The organism is Streptomyces sp. NBC_00414 (assembly GCF_036038375.1).
GTDB lineage: Bacteria > Actinomycetota > Actinomycetes > Streptomycetales > Streptomycetaceae > Streptomyces.
Genome location: NZ_CP107935.1, coordinates 6,149,025 through 6,164,681, shown reverse-complemented (window position 1 = coordinate 6,164,681; position 15,657 = coordinate 6,149,025). Strand labels below are relative to the sequence as shown.

General features: G+C 71.1%; 15 protein-coding genes. 5 read left to right on the top strand and 10 right to left on the bottom strand.

From position 1 onward, the window contains the following. Nucleotides 1–87: 87 nt before the first annotated feature. The 4 genes from OHS59_RS26945 to OHS59_RS26930 all read right to left on the bottom strand — a co-directional run bounded on the left by OHS59_RS26945 (nucleotide 88) and on the right by OHS59_RS26930 (nucleotide 4,305). The gene (locus tag OHS59_RS26945) at nucleotides 88–1,320 is read right to left on the bottom strand and encodes an RNA polymerase sigma factor (RefSeq protein ID WP_328499373.1); all 1,233 of its coding nucleotides are present in this window, start codon (nucleotides 1,318–1,320) and stop codon (nucleotides 88–90) included. A 151-nt stretch (nucleotides 1,321–1,471) separates the two neighbouring features. Continuing rightward, nucleotides 1,472–1,828: a YciI family protein gene (locus OHS59_RS26940; RefSeq protein WP_107022241.1), complete on the bottom strand. Its 357-nt coding sequence runs from the start codon at nucleotides 1,826–1,828 to the stop codon at nucleotides 1,472–1,474. Nucleotides 1,829–1,995: 167 nt separating this feature from the next. Continuing rightward, nucleotides 1,996–3,027 carry an LCP family protein gene (locus OHS59_RS26935; RefSeq protein ID WP_328499372.1) on the bottom strand — a complete coding sequence of 344 codons (1,032 nt, stop codon included), beginning with the start codon at nucleotides 3,025–3,027 and terminating at the stop codon, nucleotides 1,996–1,998. Between the two features lie 246 nt (nucleotides 3,028–3,273). Beyond that, nucleotides 3,274–4,305: a LacI family DNA-binding transcriptional regulator gene (locus tag OHS59_RS26930; RefSeq protein WP_328495943.1), complete on the bottom strand. Its 1,032-nt coding sequence runs from the start codon at nucleotides 4,303–4,305 to the stop codon at nucleotides 3,274–3,276. A gap of 142 nt (nucleotides 4,306–4,447) precedes the next feature. On the opposite strand from OHS59_RS26930, the gene OHS59_RS26925 reads away from it, so the two are divergent. From OHS59_RS26925 to OHS59_RS26910, 4 genes are all read left to right on the top strand, one after another. Continuing rightward, complete coding sequence (locus OHS59_RS26925) at nucleotides 4,448–5,812, top strand: ABC transporter substrate-binding protein (RefSeq protein ID WP_328495942.1); 1,365 nt, start codon at nucleotides 4,448–4,450, stop codon at nucleotides 5,810–5,812. 122 nt (nucleotides 5,813–5,934) lie between these two features. Continuing rightward, nucleotides 5,935–6,750: a carbohydrate ABC transporter permease gene (locus OHS59_RS26920; protein WP_443061648.1), complete on the top strand. Its 816-nt coding sequence runs from the start codon at nucleotides 5,935–5,937 to the stop codon at nucleotides 6,748–6,750. 4 nt (nucleotides 6,751–6,754) lie between these two features. Then, the gene (locus OHS59_RS26915; RefSeq protein ID WP_443061505.1) at nucleotides 6,755–7,672 is read left to right on the top strand and encodes a carbohydrate ABC transporter permease; all 918 of its coding nucleotides are present in this window, start codon (nucleotides 6,755–6,757) and stop codon (nucleotides 7,670–7,672) included. A gap of 32 nt (nucleotides 7,673–7,704) precedes the next feature. Continuing rightward, nucleotides 7,705–10,002, top strand: a complete 2,298-nt coding sequence (locus OHS59_RS26910) for a glycoside hydrolase family 3 N-terminal domain-containing protein (RefSeq protein ID WP_328495941.1) — start codon at nucleotides 7,705–7,707, stop codon at nucleotides 10,000–10,002. A gap of 138 nt (nucleotides 10,003–10,140) precedes the next feature. On the opposite strand, the gene OHS59_RS26905 is transcribed toward OHS59_RS26910, so the two are convergent. The 4 genes from OHS59_RS26905 to tsaB are packed head-to-tail and all read right to left on the bottom strand — an operon-like array spanning nucleotide 10,141 to nucleotide 12,683. Then, nucleotides 10,141–10,395, bottom strand: a complete 255-nt coding sequence (locus tag OHS59_RS26905) for a hypothetical protein (protein ID WP_328495940.1) — start codon at nucleotides 10,393–10,395, stop codon at nucleotides 10,141–10,143. Beyond that, entirely contained in the window at nucleotides 10,392–11,525 is a 1,134-nt protein-coding gene (gene tsaD / locus OHS59_RS26900; RefSeq protein ID WP_328495939.1) for a tRNA (adenosine(37)-N6)-threonylcarbamoyltransferase complex transferase subunit TsaD, read from the bottom strand. Before tsaD ends, OHS59_RS26905 begins: the two co-directional genes overlap by 4 nt. Then, nucleotides 11,518–12,003: a ribosomal protein S18-alanine N-acetyltransferase gene (rimI, locus tag OHS59_RS26895; protein ID WP_328499369.1), complete on the bottom strand. Its 486-nt coding sequence runs from the start codon at nucleotides 12,001–12,003 to the stop codon at nucleotides 11,518–11,520. Before rimI ends, tsaD begins: the two co-directional genes overlap by 8 nt. Before the next feature lie 20 nt (nucleotides 12,004–12,023). Next, the gene (tsaB, locus tag OHS59_RS26890) at nucleotides 12,024–12,683 is read right to left on the bottom strand and encodes a tRNA (adenosine(37)-N6)-threonylcarbamoyltransferase complex dimerization subunit type 1 TsaB (protein WP_328495938.1); all 660 of its coding nucleotides are present in this window, start codon (nucleotides 12,681–12,683) and stop codon (nucleotides 12,024–12,026) included. Nucleotides 12,684–12,810: 127 nt separating this feature from the next. Between tsaB and OHS59_RS26885 the strand changes: the two genes are divergently transcribed. Further along, the gene (locus tag OHS59_RS26885; protein ID WP_328495937.1) at nucleotides 12,811–13,362 is read left to right on the top strand and encodes a hypothetical protein; all 552 of its coding nucleotides are present in this window, start codon (nucleotides 12,811–12,813) and stop codon (nucleotides 13,360–13,362) included. A 504-nt stretch (nucleotides 13,363–13,866) separates the two neighbouring features. Here OHS59_RS26885 and tsaE read toward each other — a convergent pair. Then, a complete protein-coding gene (tsaE, locus tag OHS59_RS26880; protein ID WP_328495936.1) occupies nucleotides 13,867–14,418 on the bottom strand; it encodes a tRNA (adenosine(37)-N6)-threonylcarbamoyltransferase complex ATPase subunit type 1 TsaE in 552 nt (183 codons plus the stop codon). Next, nucleotides 14,384–15,637 carry an alpha/beta fold hydrolase gene (locus tag OHS59_RS26875; protein WP_328495935.1) on the bottom strand — a complete coding sequence of 418 codons (1,254 nt, stop codon included), beginning with the start codon at nucleotides 15,635–15,637 and terminating at the stop codon, nucleotides 14,384–14,386. The genes tsaE and OHS59_RS26875 overlap by 35 nt, the downstream gene beginning before the upstream one ends. Nucleotides 15,638–15,657: the final 20 nt, after the last annotated feature.

Sequence of the window (15,657 nt, the reverse complement as noted above, 5' to 3'; positions counted from 1 at the left end):
TGGGTGCGGGTGCGCCTTGGCTGAGGGTGCGCAGTTCCCCGCGCCCCTAAAAGATCGCGCAGTTCCCCGCGCCCCTGAGAGGGACCCTCAGCGGAGTCGGCCGCACTCCTCGGCTCGCGTCAGCAGCAGTTCCCTTTCCCGCTGATTGCGCGCGAGCGAGGCCGCCCGCGCGAACTCGCCCGCCGCCTCCTCCGTCCGGCCGACCCGCGCCAACAGGTCCCCCCGAACACTCGGCAGCAAGTGATAGTCGCGCAACGCGGGTTCACCCACGAGCGCGTCCACGATGGCCAGCCCGGCCTCGGGCCCCTCGGCCATCGACACGGCGACGGCCCGGTTGAGCTCCACGACCGGCGAAGGCGCCCGCACCGCGAGCATCCCGTACAGGGTGGCGATCCGCCCCCAGTCGGTCTCCGCGTACGTGAGTGCGTGAGCGTGACACGCGGCGATGGCGGCCTGGAGGACGTACGGCCCGGGCCCACCCCCCGCGGACACCGCCTCCGCCCGGCCCAGCGCGGCGAACCCCCGCCGGATGAGAACCCGGTTCCACCGGGCCCGGCTCTGGTCCCTGAGCAGAACGGGCTCCCCCGAGGGCCCGGTCCGGGCGGCCGACCGCGACGCCTGAAGCTCCAACAGCGCGGCCAGCCCGTGCACTTCGGGCTCCTTGGGCATCAACTCGGCCAGTACGCGAGCCAGCCGGAGCGCGTCCTCACAGAGCGCGGGCCGCAGCCAGTCGTCGCCGGCCGTCGCCGCGTACCCCTCGTTGAAGATCAGGTAGATGACCTCCAGTACGGAGCCGAGCCGGGCCTCGCGCTCGGGCCCGTACGGCACCTCGAAGGGGACGCCCTTCGCGGCGAGGGTCCGTTTTGCGCGCACGATGCGCTGGGCGAGGGTCTTCTCCGGGGTGAGGTAGGCGCGGGCGATCTCGACGGTGGTGAGCCCGCCGAGCAGCCGCAGGGTGAGCGCGATACGGGCCTCGGCGGACAGCACGGGATGGCAGGCCGTGAAGACCAGCCGCAACAGGTCGTCGTCGATGTCGTCCGGGTCGACGGGTTCGTCCACGTGACCGCTCCCGTGCGGCCCGGACGTCTCCAGGTCGCGCCCCATCTCCGCCAGCTTGCGCGCGTACCGCTCACGCCGTCGTACGAGGTCGATGGCCCGGTGCTTGGCGGTGGCCATGAGCCAGGCGCCTGGATTGCCCGGCACTCCGTCCCTGGGCCACTGTTCCAGCGCCGCGACCAGCGCGTCCTGCGCCAGCTCCTCCGCGATCCCGACGTCCCGCACGATGCGCGCGACCCCGGCGATGATGCGGGGCGACTCCATGCGGAAGACGGTCTCGATGGCACGGTCAGGGTCCTGGGCGGGGATGCCGGTTGCCTGGGCGGGGACGTCAGGGTCCTGGGCGGGGGTGTCTGGTGTCACGCCACACCATCAGACACCCCCGGGCCCGTACCGCCAAGGCCAGAACCGGGGCTCAGCCCTCGACGATCTCCCGTACCTCACAGGTGACCGTCCAGTGCGCCTCGTGGATCTGCAGGAACCGCTTGGTCCACTCGACCGCCTCCGCCCTGTCCTTGGCCTGGAGCATCGCATACCCGCCGACGACCTCCTTGGCCTCGGTGAACGGCCCGTCGGTGACGGACAGCTCGCCGCCCTCCCACCGCACCCGCGTCCCCTGCGCGGTCGGCGTCAGCCCGGAGGTGTCCAGCAGCACCCCGGCCTTCGTCATCTCCTCGATCAGCTCCCCCATCCGCTCCATGAGCGCGTCGCTGGGGCCCTCGGCGGGGGCGTTCTGCTCGTCGATACGGATCATCGACAGGTAGCGGGGCATGGTGACTCCTTGAGTCCTCGACACCGGAGCCGGGGCTGATCCCCGCCTCTCACCCGTGCGTCGAACGACGAACGACAGGATCGACACGTCCGCCTGATCTCTTCAGAGTCTCTGCGAGGGACCGCGCACCGTCACGCCCACGCGGCCGGTCACCTCCACGCGCACCGTCACTTCAGCGACTCCCACAGCTTCCCCGCCTCCGGCTCGTCCGCCACCACCCGGTTGGGGTCGGAGGGGGCGGGGACCACCGGCATCGTCACGGTCTCGGTGCCCGAGGAGGAGAGGGACTTCAGGCTCTGGCCGAGGTCCCTCAGTTCGGTCAGGGAGTTCAGGCCCGTGTCCGTGGTGAGGCTGCCGGTGAGGGCGTCGGCGACGCTGTAGAGGCGGGTGGGACTGGTGAGGAGGTCGGTGGCGGAGACCTGGTCGAGGAGCCCCTTCACCAGTTTCTGCTGGAGGCCTATGCGGCCGAGGTCGCTGCCGTCGCCTATGCCGTGCCGGGTGCGGGCGAGGGCCAGGGCGTCCGCGCCGTCGAGGTGGTGGGTGCCCGCCTCCAGTTCGAGGTGGCTGTCCTCGTCGGAGATGTCGTCGTCCGTCGTCACCGTGACCCCGCCCAGCGCGTCCACCAGGTCGGCGAAGCCGGAGAAGTCGATCTCGATGTAGTGGTCCATGCGGACGTTCGTCATGGCCTCGACCGTCTTGACGGCGCAGACGGGCCCGCCGACCGAGTACGCGCTGTTGAACATCGCGTTGTACGCCACCGCCGTCGAACCGCCCGAGGACAGCGGGCAGGAGGGGCGCGTGACGAGGGTGTCGCGCGGAATGCTCACGACGGTCGCCTCCGAGCGGCCCTCGTCGACGTGGACGATCATCGCCGTGTCGGAGCGGGCACCCTCGCTGCTGCCGCCGCCGAGCGCCTTGTTGCGCTTGCCGCTGCGCGAGTCCGAGCCGAGCACCAGGATGTTGAGCGCGCCGCTGGGCAGCGGGGACGCCTCGGCGGACGGTGTCGTCACGCCCCTGGGCGGCCGGTCGTCGCCGAGCGCGCTGTCGATGTCGACGCTCTTGATGTTGTGGTTCAGATGCCAGTACGCCCATGCCGCGCCGGCAAGCGAGACGACGAGCGCGCAGCCGAGGGCGATTCCCGCCACCTTGAACAGTCGTGACCGGCCCGTCCAGCGCGCCCGTCCCCCCGCACCGGGTATCGCGGCGTCCCCGCCCCCCGGTTCGTCTTCTCCGCTCACGCCCACGCTCCCGCTCACAGAGAGAACATAAGTCCGAATTATTTCAACAAGGAACCACTTCCCGGCTTTACTTCGGAAACTCTCAGGTTTCGTTGAGTTTTCTCAGGTCCGTCACATGCACCTTCGAAACTTTCGACGCGCCGGAACCGCTCACGACCGGAACAGCACCGTTCACGACCGAACCGCTCAGGACCGACGCGGCACCGCTCACGACAAGGAGGGCGGCGCGGTGCTGCTCCGGATCACCAGGCTCGTGGCCAGTTCCACCCGGGTGGCGGCCGAGGGCCGTTCCGAGCGGCCCAGGTCCAGTACGAGCCGGGCCGCCGCCTCGGCCATCTCCGTGAGCGGCTGACGCACGGTGGTGAGCGGCGGGCCGACCCAGCGGGCCACCGGCAGGTCGTCGAAGCCGACGATGCTGAGGTCCTCCGGCACCCGCAGGCCCAGCTCTCGGGCGGCCTCGTACAGGCCTAGGGCCTGGAGGTCGTTGCCCGCGAACACGGCGGTCGGGCGGTCCGGCAGCTTGAGCAGTTCCAGCCCGGCCCGGTAGCCGCTGTCGTGGTGGAAGTCGCCGGTGCGCACGAGCGCCGGGTCGACCGGCAGCCCGGCCGTGTCGAGCGCGGCCCGGTATCCGTCGAGCCGGGCCCGGCTGCACATCATCCGCGAGGGCCCGCTGATCACACCGATGCGCCGGTGGCCGAGGTCCGCCAGATGCCGGGTCGCGGCGAGCCCGCCCTGCCAGTTGGTGGCGCCGACGGACGGCACGTCGTCACCGGGGTCGCCCGCCGGGTCGACCACCACGAACGGGATGGAGCGGCTGATCAGCAGCGCCCGCTGGGACTCGTCGAGCCCGCTGAGGACCAGGACGACACCGTACGGGCGGCGGGCGGCGACCTGGTCGGCCCAGGTGCGTCCGGGAGTGAGCCGGCCCGCGCTCTCGGAGAGGACGACGCTCAGCCCCTCGTCCCGCGCCACGTTCTCCACGCCCCGGATGACCTCCATCGCCCACGCGCTCTCCAGTTCGTGGAAGACGAGGTCGATGAGCGGCGACCGGGACGCCTCGGCCCGGCGGCGCCGATAGCCGTGGTGGCGCAGCAGTTCCTCGACCCGGGTCCGGGTGGAGGGGGCCACATCGGCGCGGCCGTTGAGCACCTTCGAAACAGTCGGGGCCGAGACTCCCGCCTCGCGGGCGATCTCGGCGAGCGTCGCTGACTGGGCTACGGCGGGATTCGGGCGAGTCATGAACGGGATCGTATCCCTGCGCAACCTCTTGACGAAGCCCTTCGACCGCCATACGTTCCCGGAACATTCGAAGTACCACCCGAAACATTCGTGATGCGAGCATGCCAGCGAGCGAGCGAGTCGGACAAGAAGAGGTGCTGTCATGGAGTCGAACAACGGGCGGTCCAACGACGGGCAGCCCACGGGCGGAGGCCTGAGCAGCCGCACGTTCAGCAGGCGCTGGGTCCTGGGCGCCGGCGCCACCACCCTGCTCGCCACCGGACTCACCGCCTGCGGCTCCGACGACGGCCCCGGCGGAAGCGGCGGCACCATCGACGCCTTCGTGTACGGGGACGACGCGGTGAAGGTCCAGCAGGCGGCCGTCGAACGCTTCAACAAGTCCGCGGCAGGCAAGTCGGCCAAGGGCAAGGTGAAGCTGGTCAGGATCCCGGGCGCGGACTACACGTCCAAGCTGCGTACGGCGATGGGCTCCCCGAGCGCCCCCGACGTCTTCTTCAACTGGGGCGGCGGCTCGATCAAGGCCTACCAGGAGGCGAAGCAGCTCGTCGATCTGACCGACACCATCGAGGGCGACCCGGTCCTGAAGTCGGGCTTCCTGCCCTCGGTGCTCGCGGCGGGCGAGCTCGGCGGCCGCAACTACGGCATACCGATGCGCGGCATGCAGCCGGTCATCCTCTTCTACAACAAGTCGGTCTTCGCCGAGCACAAGCTCCAGCCCCCCACCACCTGGGACCAGTTGCAGGACATCAACGCCAAGCTGAAGAAGGCGAAGATCACTCCGTTCGCGCTCGGCGGCGCGGACACCTGGACCGAGCTGATGTGGCTGGAGTACCTCGTCGACCGCATCGGCGGCCCGGAGGTCTTCGCGAAGATCCAGGAGGGCGACGCGTCCGCCTGGGGCGACCCGGCCGTCCTCAAGGCCGCCGAGACGGTCAAGGAACTCATCGACGACGGCGCCTTCGGTTCGAAGTTCAGCTCGGTGTCGTACGTCAACGGCGGCGCCCCCGCGGTCTTCGCCAAGGGCAAGGCGGCGATGCACCTGATGGGTTCGTGGGAGTACTCCACGCAGCTCGGCAAGTTCCCGTCCTTCGCGAAGAACAACCTGGGCTGGTGCGCGTTCCCCACGGTCGAGGGCGGCACCGGCGACATCCGCAACGTCGTCGGCAACCCCACCAACTACTGGTCGGTCAACACCCGTGCGAGCAACAAGGACGCCGCGATCGCCTTCCTGAAGGACTGCGCCTCGGAGACGTACGCCAAGGCGCTGGTGGCCAACGGTGACATCCCGACGACCTCCAACGCGGCCAAGCTGCTCGACGCCTCGCCCAACCCGGAGTTCGCGAAGTTCCAGTACGGGATGGTCGAGAAGGCGCCGTCCTTCACGCTCTCCTGGGACCAGGCGCTCGGCGCGGACATCGCGACCCCGATGCTCACCGAGATCAACAAGCTGTTCGTCGGAAAATCCTCGCCGAGCCAGTTCGTGTCGGCGCTCAAGGAGCTGAAGTGAGCGCACCCACCAAGGCCCCGGTGGGAAGCCCGGTCGCGGAGCACGGAACGTACGAGGAGTCGCGCGGACCGCGGAAGCGGTCCGGGGCGGCCACGGCCGGCCGGCCGCACGCCGCCTGGGCGCTGCCCGGCGTCCTCTTCTTCGCGTTCTTCGCCGTGGTCCCGATGGGCCTCGCCTTCTACCTCTCCTTCACCAGCTGGGACGGCCTGGGCGACCCGACGCCCGTCGGCCTCGACAACTGGCGCAAGCTGATCGACGACGACCGGATGGTCCAGTCCCTGTGGCTGACGGTCCTGCTGACCGCGGCGAGCTGGGTCTTCCAGACGGTGATCGCGCTGCTGCTCGGCGTCTGGGCGGCGGGCCGCCAGCGCAACCGGGCGGTGCTGTCCGCGATCTTCTTCGTGCCGTTCCTGCTGTCCTCGACGGCGATCGCGCTGCTCTTCTACGCCCTGCTCGACCCGAACTTCGGCATCATCCGGGAGAACATCCTCGGCTCCTCCAGCGGCGCGTTCCTCGCGATCGTGTTCGTCGGCGGCTGGCAGTTCATCCCCTTCCACACCCTGATCTACCAGGGCGGGGCCCGGCAGATACCCGAGGTCCTCTACCAGGCGGCGGCGATCGACGGGGCGGGCCGCTACCGCCAGTTCTTCTCGATCACGCTTCCCCAGCTGCGCCACACCGTCACGACGTCCACGGTCCTGATGGTCGTCGGCTCGCTCACGTACTTCGAGACCGTGCTGATCCTCACCAAGGGCGGCCCGGGCACCGACACGGCGATCCTGCCGTACCTGATGTACGAGGCGGGCTTCAAGAGCTACGACTTCGGTTACGCGAGCGCCATCGCGTCCTTCCTGGTGCTGGTCGCCACCGGACTGTCCCTGATCCTCGTGCGGCTGACCGGCTTCGGCGGCATGCGCAGTACCCGCGAAGGGATGTGACGGAGTGTCACGCGATACGTTGCCGCGTCCCGGCTCGCGCCTGCGCCCCGAGAAGACCGAGGAACCCGCCACGCGGACACAGCCCTCTCCTCGCCGCCAGCACTGGACGAAGCGCCCCAACCCCCTGGCCGGGCTCGGCTCGGTCATCTGGCTCGCGATCGTCATCGTCCCGATCTACGCGATGCTGTCGGCCTCGCTCACCAGCCAGGACAAGGCACTCACCGGCAACCCGCTGAACCCGCCCACCAGCCCGACGCTCGACAACTACAACCTGGTGCTGCACAGCGGCTTCGGCCATCTGCTCAGCAACACGGCGATCGTGGCCGTCGCGGTCGTGGCCATCGTCCTCGGCCTCTCCGTCCCGCTCGCCTACGTCGCCGTCCGCACCCGCAACCGCTGGTCGGGCCTGGCCTTCCGGCTGTTCCTGCTCGGCGTCGCGATCCCGGCCCAGGCGGTCGTGGTCCCCCTCTACCTGCTGATCGCCAAACTCGACCTGTACGACAGCCTGCTGGCGGTCATCCTGCCGACGGCGGCCTTCGCGATGCCGGTCTCGGTACTGGTCCTGGTGGGCACGCTGCGGGACGTCTCGGAGGAGCTGTACGAGGCGATGGCCCTGGACGGCGCCTCGCCGCAGCGGATGCTGTTCCAGCTGGCGATCCCGATGGCCAAGGGCGGTATCAGCACGGTCGTCATCTACGCGGCGCTGCAGGCCTGGAACGGCTTCCTCTTCCCGCTGATCTTCACCCAGTCCGACGAGCCACGGGTCCTCACCCTCGGACTCTTCAACTACGTCAGCCAGTTCGGCGTCAACATCCCGGCGCTGCTGGCCTCGGTCGTCCTCTCCGGCGTCCCGATCTTCGCCGTCTACCTGGTGGCCCGCCGCGCGCTGGTCGGCGGCCTGATGGGCGTGGGCGGAAAGTGAACCCACTCGACTCTGCCTCTGACAGGAGTTTCATGACCACCCCTCCCTGGCGTGATCCCGCCCTGCCCGCCGACGCCCGGGTCGACGACCTGCTCGCCCGGATGACCCTGGAGGAGAAGACCGCCCAGTTGTACGGCGTGTGGGTGGGAGCCGCCACGGACGGCGGCGGGGTCGCCCCGCACCAGGACGAGATGACCTCGGACTTCGACTGGGACGAGCTGATCACCCGCGGTCTGGGCCAGCTCACCCGCTCGTTCGGCACGGCCCCGGTGGACCCCGCGCTGGGCGCGCAGGCACTGGCCCGCGCCCAGCGCCGGATCAGCGAGGCGGGCCGCTTCGGCATCCCGGCCGTCGCCCACGAGGAGTGCCTGGCGGGCTTCACCGCCTGGGGCGCCACCGCGTACCCGGTCCCCCTCGCCTGGGGCGCCTCGTTCGACCCGGCGCTGGTGGAGGAGATGGCCCACCGGATCGGCCGGGACCTCGCCTCCGTGGGCGTCCACCAGGGTCTCGCTCCCGTCCTGGACGTCGTACGGGATCCGCGCTGGGGCAGGGTCGAGGAGACCATCGGCGAGGACCCGTACCTCGTCGGCACGATCGGCGCGGCCTACGTCCGCGGGCTCGAATCCGCCGGGATCGTCGCCACGCTCAAGCACTTCGCCGGGTACGCGTCCTCCGCGGGCGCCCGCAACCTCGCTCCCGTACGGGCCGGTGTGCGCGAGTTCGCCGACATCACGCTGCCCCCGTTCGAGTTCGCGCTGCGCGAGGGCGGGGCCCGGTCGGTGATGGCCGCGTACACGGACACGGACGGCGTGCCCGCCACCGCGGACCCGTACCTGCTGACCGAACTCCTGCGTGAGCAGTGGGACTTCACCGGCACGGTCGTCAGCGACTACTTCGGCGTCGGCTTCCTGAAGACCCTGCACCGGGTCGCGGGCACCGAGGCGCAGGCCGCCCACGCGGCCCTGGCGGCGGGCGTGGACGTCGAGCTGCCGACGGTCCACTGCAACGGGGACCCGCTGGTCGAGGCGGTACTGGCCGGCGACGTCCCGGAGTCCCTGGTGGACCGGGCGGCGGCGCGGGTGCTGCGCCAGAAGTGCGAACTGGGCCTGCTGGACGAGGGCTGGTCCCCGGAGCCCACGGGCCCCGTCGACCTCGACTCGACCGCCAACCGCGTCCTGGCCCGCCGGCTGGCCGAGGAATCCGTCGTCCTGCTCTCCAACCCGGCCGGCCTGCTCCCGCTGGCCCCCGACACCCGGATCGCCGTGGTCGGCCCGCGGGCCGCCGACGCCCTGGCCATGCTGGGCTGCTACTCGTTCCCGTCGCACGTGGGCGTCAACCACCCCGACCTGCCGATGGGCATCGAGATCCCCACGCTCCTGGAGTCCCTCCGCACGGAACTCCCGGACGCGAAGATCACGTTCACGGAGGGCTGCGACACCACCGACCCGGACACCGCCGGCTTCGAGGAGGCCGTCGCGCGCTCCACCGAGGCGGACGTCTGCGTGGCCGTGCTCGGCGACCGGGCGGGCCTCTTCGGCCGGGGCACCTCCGGCGAGGGCTGCGATGTGGCGGACCTGCAACTGCCGGGCGTACAGGCCCAGTTGCTGGACGCCCTGACCGCCGCGGACACCCCGGTCATCCTGATCCTGCTCACCGGCCGGCCCTACGCGCTGGGCCGCTGGCACGACCGGCTGGCCGCCACGGTCCAGGCGTTCTTCCCCGGCGAGGAGGGCGGCCCGGCGGTGGCGGGCGTCCTGTCGGGCCGGGTGAATCCCTCGGGCAGGCTCCCGGTAAGCGTCCCGCAGACCCCGGGCGGCCAGCCATGGACGTACCTACAGCCTCCCCTCGGCCTGGCGGGCGAGGTCAGCAGCCTGGACCCGACCCCGCTCCACCCCTTCGGCCACGGCCTCGGCTACACGGACTTCACCTGGGAGGACACGGCCGACCGTCACGCGGAGATCACCACCGACGAGGAGTACGACGTCTCGGTGACGGTCCGCAACACGGGCCCCCGCGAGGGGACGGAGATCGTCCAGCTGTACCTGCACGACCCGGTGGCGTCCGTGACCCGCCCCGACGTACGCCTGATCGGCTACCACCGCCTGACCCTGGCCCCCGGAGAGGCCCGCCGGGTCACGTTCCACTTCCACCCGGACCTGTCGGCCTTCACGAACGGCAGGGGCCGGCGCGTGGTGGAACCGGGCGCGCTGGAACTACGAGTCTCCAGGTCCAGCACGGACGCCGCCCACACAACCCACCTGACCCTGACAGGCCCAGAACGCCACCCGGGCCCATCCCGCCAACTGACATGCAGGACAACAACCCTCTAAGGGGCGCGGGGAACGGCGCAATCTTTTCGCCCTTAGGGGCGCGGGGAACGGCGCAGTCTTTCGCCTTCAGGGGCGCGGGGAACGGCGCGACAAGCCCTCACCGACCCGCACCCGACGAACAACCGCCGGAGGCAACCCCTACCCCGCGACGGACTCGAACCGCCACCGATGAACGGCCCGAGCCACCAACCCCCCAGCCGGCTCCGGAAGCTCAGGAAGCGCGTCGTCATACGCGGCATCCCACCACGTGATGACAAGCACCCGCTCCCCCGGAGCCCGCAGGACCTCCCGCCGCAGGGGCCGCGCCGGGAGGTCCTGCTCCCGCACCCAGGCGAGCAGTTCCTCCCCCCGCCCCTCGACGGCCCGCGCCTCCCACATCAACGCGACACTCATGAGTACAGATTGCCCTTGCTGACCTCATGCACATGATCGTGCGAGTGCGAGTGCGAGTGGGACTGCGAGTGCCCCTCGGAGTGGGAACGCCCCGGCACATGCGGATCGGTCACAGGAAGCGACGAGTCCGCCGACAGATCCCAGTCGGAGGGAGCCCGCCCCCGAGCCACCATCTCGGCCCCGAGCGCGGCGACCATCGCCCCGTTGTCCGTGCACAGCTTCGGCCGCGGCACCCGAAGCGTGATCCCCGCCGCCTCGCACCGCTCCTGCGCCAGGGCCCGCAGCCGCGAGTTCGCGGCCACGCCGCCACCGATCATCAGATGGTCGACGCCTTCGTCACGACAGGCCCGTACGGCCTTGCGGGTCAGCACGTCCACCACCGCCTCCTGGAAGGACGCGGACACGTCCCGCACCGGCACGTCCTCACCGGCCGCCCGCCTGGCCTCGATCCACCGCGCCACGGCGGTCTTCAGCCCGGAGAACGAGAAGTCGTACGGGGCATCGCGCGGCCCGGTGAGCCCGCGCGGGAAGGAGATCGCGTTCGGGTCCCCCTCCTTGGCGTACCGGTCGATGACCGGCCCGCCCGGGAACCCGAGGTTGAGAACGCGGGCGATCTTGTCGAAGGCCTCACCCGCCGCGTCGTCGATGGTCGCGCCCATCGGCCGTACGTCGCTCGTGATGTCCGAGGACAGCAGCAGCGAGGAGTGGCCGCCGGAGACGAGCAGCGCCATCGTCGGCTCTGGCAGCGGCCCGTGCTCCAACTGGTCCACACAGATGTGGGAGGCCAGATGGTTCACCCCGTACAGCGGCTTCCCCAGCGCGTACGCGTACGCCTTCGCCGCCGAGACCCCGACGAGCAGCGCGCCCGCGAGCCCGGGCCCGGCGGTGACGGAGATGCCGTCGAGGTCACGCGCGCTGACCCCGGCCTCCTTCAGCGCCCGCTCGATGGTCGGCACCATCGCTTCCAGGTGCGCCCGCGAGGCGACCTCCGGCACGACTCCGCCGAAGCGCGCGTGCTCGTCGACGCTCGACGCGATGGCGTCGGCGAGCAGGGTCGTACCGCGGACGATGCCGACGCCGGTCTCGTCGCAGGAGGTCTCGATGCCGAGGACGAGAGGTTCGTCAGCCATTGATCTCGGTTCCTTGTACGGATGTTGACGGGTCGTTGAGGCGCATCACGAGGGCGTCCACGTTCCCCGGCTGGTAGTAGCCGCGCCGGAAGCCGATCGGCTCGAAGCCGAAGCGCTCGTACAGCTTCTGGGCGCGGATGTTGTCGACCCGGCATTCGAGCAGCACCTCGGCGCACTCGAAGGCGGTCGCGGCCCGCAGCAGTTCGGTCAGGATCAGCGCGCCGAGGCCGGTGCCCCAGTGCTCCCGGGCGACGGCGATGGTCTGTACGTCACCGGTGTCCCCGGCGGCGGCAAGCCCCCCGTACCCGACGATCACCCCGCCGTCCTGCCCCTCGGCCTCGGCCACGACATAGCGCCGGGTCGCCGCGGGCCCCCGCGCGTGGGCCAGGTCGGACCAGAACATGCCCCGCGACCAGGCGTCCTCGGGGAAGAGGTCCTTCTCCAGTTCCAGTACGGGCTCGATGTCCCACCAGCGCATCTCGCGCAGCACCGCGGTCGTCACTTGGGGGTGACCACCTTGTAGTTCTTGGGCACCTGGGCGTCGGGCCGGCGCAGATAGAGGGGCCGGGGCGCTTCCATCTCCTGACCCGCCGCCAGCCGCTCCGCCGCCAGGGAGGCGAGCGAGGCCGCCGAGACGTGCTCGGGCGGGCGGGCGTCCGGGAAGGTGTCGGGGTAGAGCAGCGCGCCCGCGCCCACCGCGGGCAGCGCGCCGATGTCCAGCTCCCCGGGCCGGTCGACGGCCGGCTCGGTGACGCGGGTACGGGAGTCGGCGTACCGCGCCCAGTAGACCTCTTTGCGCCGGGCGTCGGTCGCGACGACGAAGGGGCCCTCGATCCCGGCCTCACCCCCGGCCGCGTACGCGAGACCGTCCAGCGTGCACAGTCCGTACACGGGGACGCCGAGCGCGAGCCCGAACGTGTCGGCGGTCATCAGGCCGACTCTGAGCCCGGTGTACGGGCCGGGGCCCATACCGACGACGATGCCGGTGACGGCGTCGAGCCGCAGCCCGGCCTCGGTGAGCACCCGGTCGACGGCCGGCAGGAGCAGTTCCCCGTGCCGACGCGCGTCCACCTGGCTGGAGGCGGCGACGACGGACGTGCCGTCGTGCAGTGCGACGGTGACGGCGGGGGTGGCGGTATCCAGAGCGAGCAAGAGCACGCGAACAGCCTACGGCGCCGGGGCCCGGCGCACGGCCGCCTCAATCCGGCGGGGACCTGCTGCTAACGTCACACCGTCACAACACGGACAAATACCGTACAAGATCGTGCGAGAGGTGGGCACTCAGGTGGTTCGGAGCAGCTCGGGAATCGTGGCCGGGCTCACCGCGGCGGCACTCGCCGTGATCGGCTTCCTCACCTACCAGGCCTCGGCGTACGCGCCGGACGACCTGTCCTCCCCGCGGGCCACCGAGTCCGCCCCGGCCGCGGAGAAGGCCCCGCGCGACAGGAACCACCCGACGGCGCTGCCCACCGGATCGGGCACCGGTGAGCGGGTCGTCTACTCGCTGGACGACGACCGGGTGTGGCTGGTCGACGACGGGGACCGGGTCAGGCTCACGTTCCAGGTCAGCCCCGGCAAGGTCGATCCGCTGCCCGGCCGGTACGTCGTCACCTCGCGCTCCGGCACGATCGTCGGCTCGGACGGGGTGGCCGTCGAACACGTCGTCCGCTTCGCCGACCTGGACGGCATCGCGATCGGTTTCAGCGCGGCGGTGGACGGGTCGACCACGCCCCCCGACCCCACGAAGAAGCTGGGCGGTATCCGGCACTCCCGGGCGGCCGGCACGGCGATGTGGTCCTTCGCCACGATCGGCAAGCGGGTCACCGTAGTCAACTAGTCGGCATCTCCACCCGCATACCCACCCACCCGACCCCGACACGAAACGCCCCCAGGGGGCGCGGGGAACGGCGCAATCCTTTGCCTTTGAGGGGCGCGGGGAACGGCGCAACCAGCCCCAGCCCACCCGCACCCGCTACGCAGCCCGCCGCCGCTCTTCCCGCCCAGCCGCCGCAGGCACAGACGCAGGCACAGGCGCAGGCACAGGCGCAGGCACAGGCCCAGACACAGGCGGAGCCGGAGGCTCGGATACAACCCGTGCCATCACCCCCGCCGCGAGCAACTCCGCCACCGACACCCCACCAGGCCTCGAAGGAACACGTTCCGACGTAGGCATCGCGGCCTCCTGACGCTCCGGGAGCAGACGTAGTTAGGTAGCCCTAACCAACTCCTGCGTCCATGTGAACACGCCGAAGCCACCGGGCGCAACATCTTCCCGACGCCATGTCGGAACGTCGGAAACGTTGGGACGAACGTACAGAGACGTCCGGACCTCACCCCGCGGTCAGGCGGAAAGCGCACCCAGGTCCACGGAAGCCCACCGCTCCCCCACCCCGGCCAGGACCACGTGCCGCACCTCGTCGGTCGTGTCGCCGACGGCCCGGTGGATCAACACGTGCAGCCGGTCGTCCGTCAGCTCCTCGACCTTCCCCTCGCCCCACTCCACGACGATCACGGAGTCGGACAGCGACACGTCGAGGTCGAGGTCCTCCATCTCGTCGAGCCCGCCGCCCAGGCGGTACGCGTCGACGTGGACGAGCGGCGGCCCCTCCCCGAGGGGCGGGTGCACGCGGGCGATCACGAAGGTCGGGGAGGTGACCGCGCCCCGGACCCCGAGGCCCTCACCGAGCCCGCGCGTCAGCGTGGTCTTGCCCGCGCCCAGTTCACCGGTGAGCATCACGAGGTCGCCGGCCCGCAGCAGCTTGGCGAGCCTGCGGCCCAGCTCCTTCATCTGCTCGGGCGAGTCGACGGTGATCTCGGCGGTCGTCTCGACGGTGATCTCGGCGGTCACGGCACCGGGTTCAGCCGGGCTGTGCGGTGCTGCTGGTGCTTCCATAGCCACCAACGGTAGCTCCTGCCGGCACGGCGCCGACGCGGGTGAGGAGGTCCGCGAGCCGGTCTATGACGACCTCGGGATGTTCCAGCATCACAAGGTGCCCGGCGTCCGGCACGAGCACCAGCTCGGCGTCCGGCAGCAGGTCCGCGATGGACTCGCTGTGCTCGCTGGGCGTCACGAGGTCCTTGACCCCGGCCAGTACGAGCACGGGCAGATCGGCGAAGTGGACGAGCGCCTCGGTCTTGTCGTGGTCGGTGAAGGCCGGGTAGAACTCGGCGACGACGTCGATCGGCGTGGCCTCGATCAGCCGCTCCGCGAACCGCGCGACCGCCGGGTCGATGTCCCGGGACGCGAACGAGTACCGCTTGATGATCCCGGCGAACAGGTCGGCGGTGGCCCGGCGCCCGCGCTCCACCAGTTCGGCCCGCTGCCCCAGCGCCTTCAGCACTCCGGGCAGTATCCGCCGCACCGCGTTGACGCCCGCGACGGGCAGCCCGAAGTTGACCTCCCCGAGCCGCCCGGACGACGTACCGATCAGGGCCACGCCGACGACGCGGTCGCGGATCAGGTCGGGGTACTGGTCGGCCAGGGCCATCATCGTCATGCCGCCCATCGAGTGGCCGACGAGGACGAGCGGGCCCTCGGGCGCGGCCGCGTCGATGACGGCCTTCAGGTCCCGGCCCAGCTGGTCGATGGTGACCGGCATGTCGTCCCGGGCCTGGGCCACGCCCCGCCCGGAACGGCCGTGGCTGCGCTGGTCCCAGTGCACGGTCCGTACGACACCGCGCAGCGCGGCCCGCTGGAAGTGCCAGGAGTCCTGGCTGAGGCAGTAGCCGTGGCTGAAGACGACGGTGACCGGACGGGGTGACTTGCGGCCGAAGAGCCGGCGCCGCCGCGGGGCCAGCGCGGTGTCGCTCTCCACCTCGTCGACCTCGTAGTACAGCTCGGTGCCGTCGTCCGCGGCGGCCTTGCCCGGCATGCCGCGCAGCGCCCCGTACGGACCGGCCGAGTCGAGGGCGAGCCGCGCCTTCCTGCGCATGCCGCGGCCGACCGTGAGCCGCTCTATGGCGACTCCGGCGGCGGCGCCCGCGGCGACCACACCTATCGCGGCGCCGGCGACACCGGTGGCCCTGCGCCAGTTCGCGGCCCCGGCCGCGGAGACGGCCGAGGCTGCGACCGTGGCCGCTTCCACCGCTGCCTCCGCGCTGCTCTCGCTCACGAACCGCTCCTCTTCTTCGT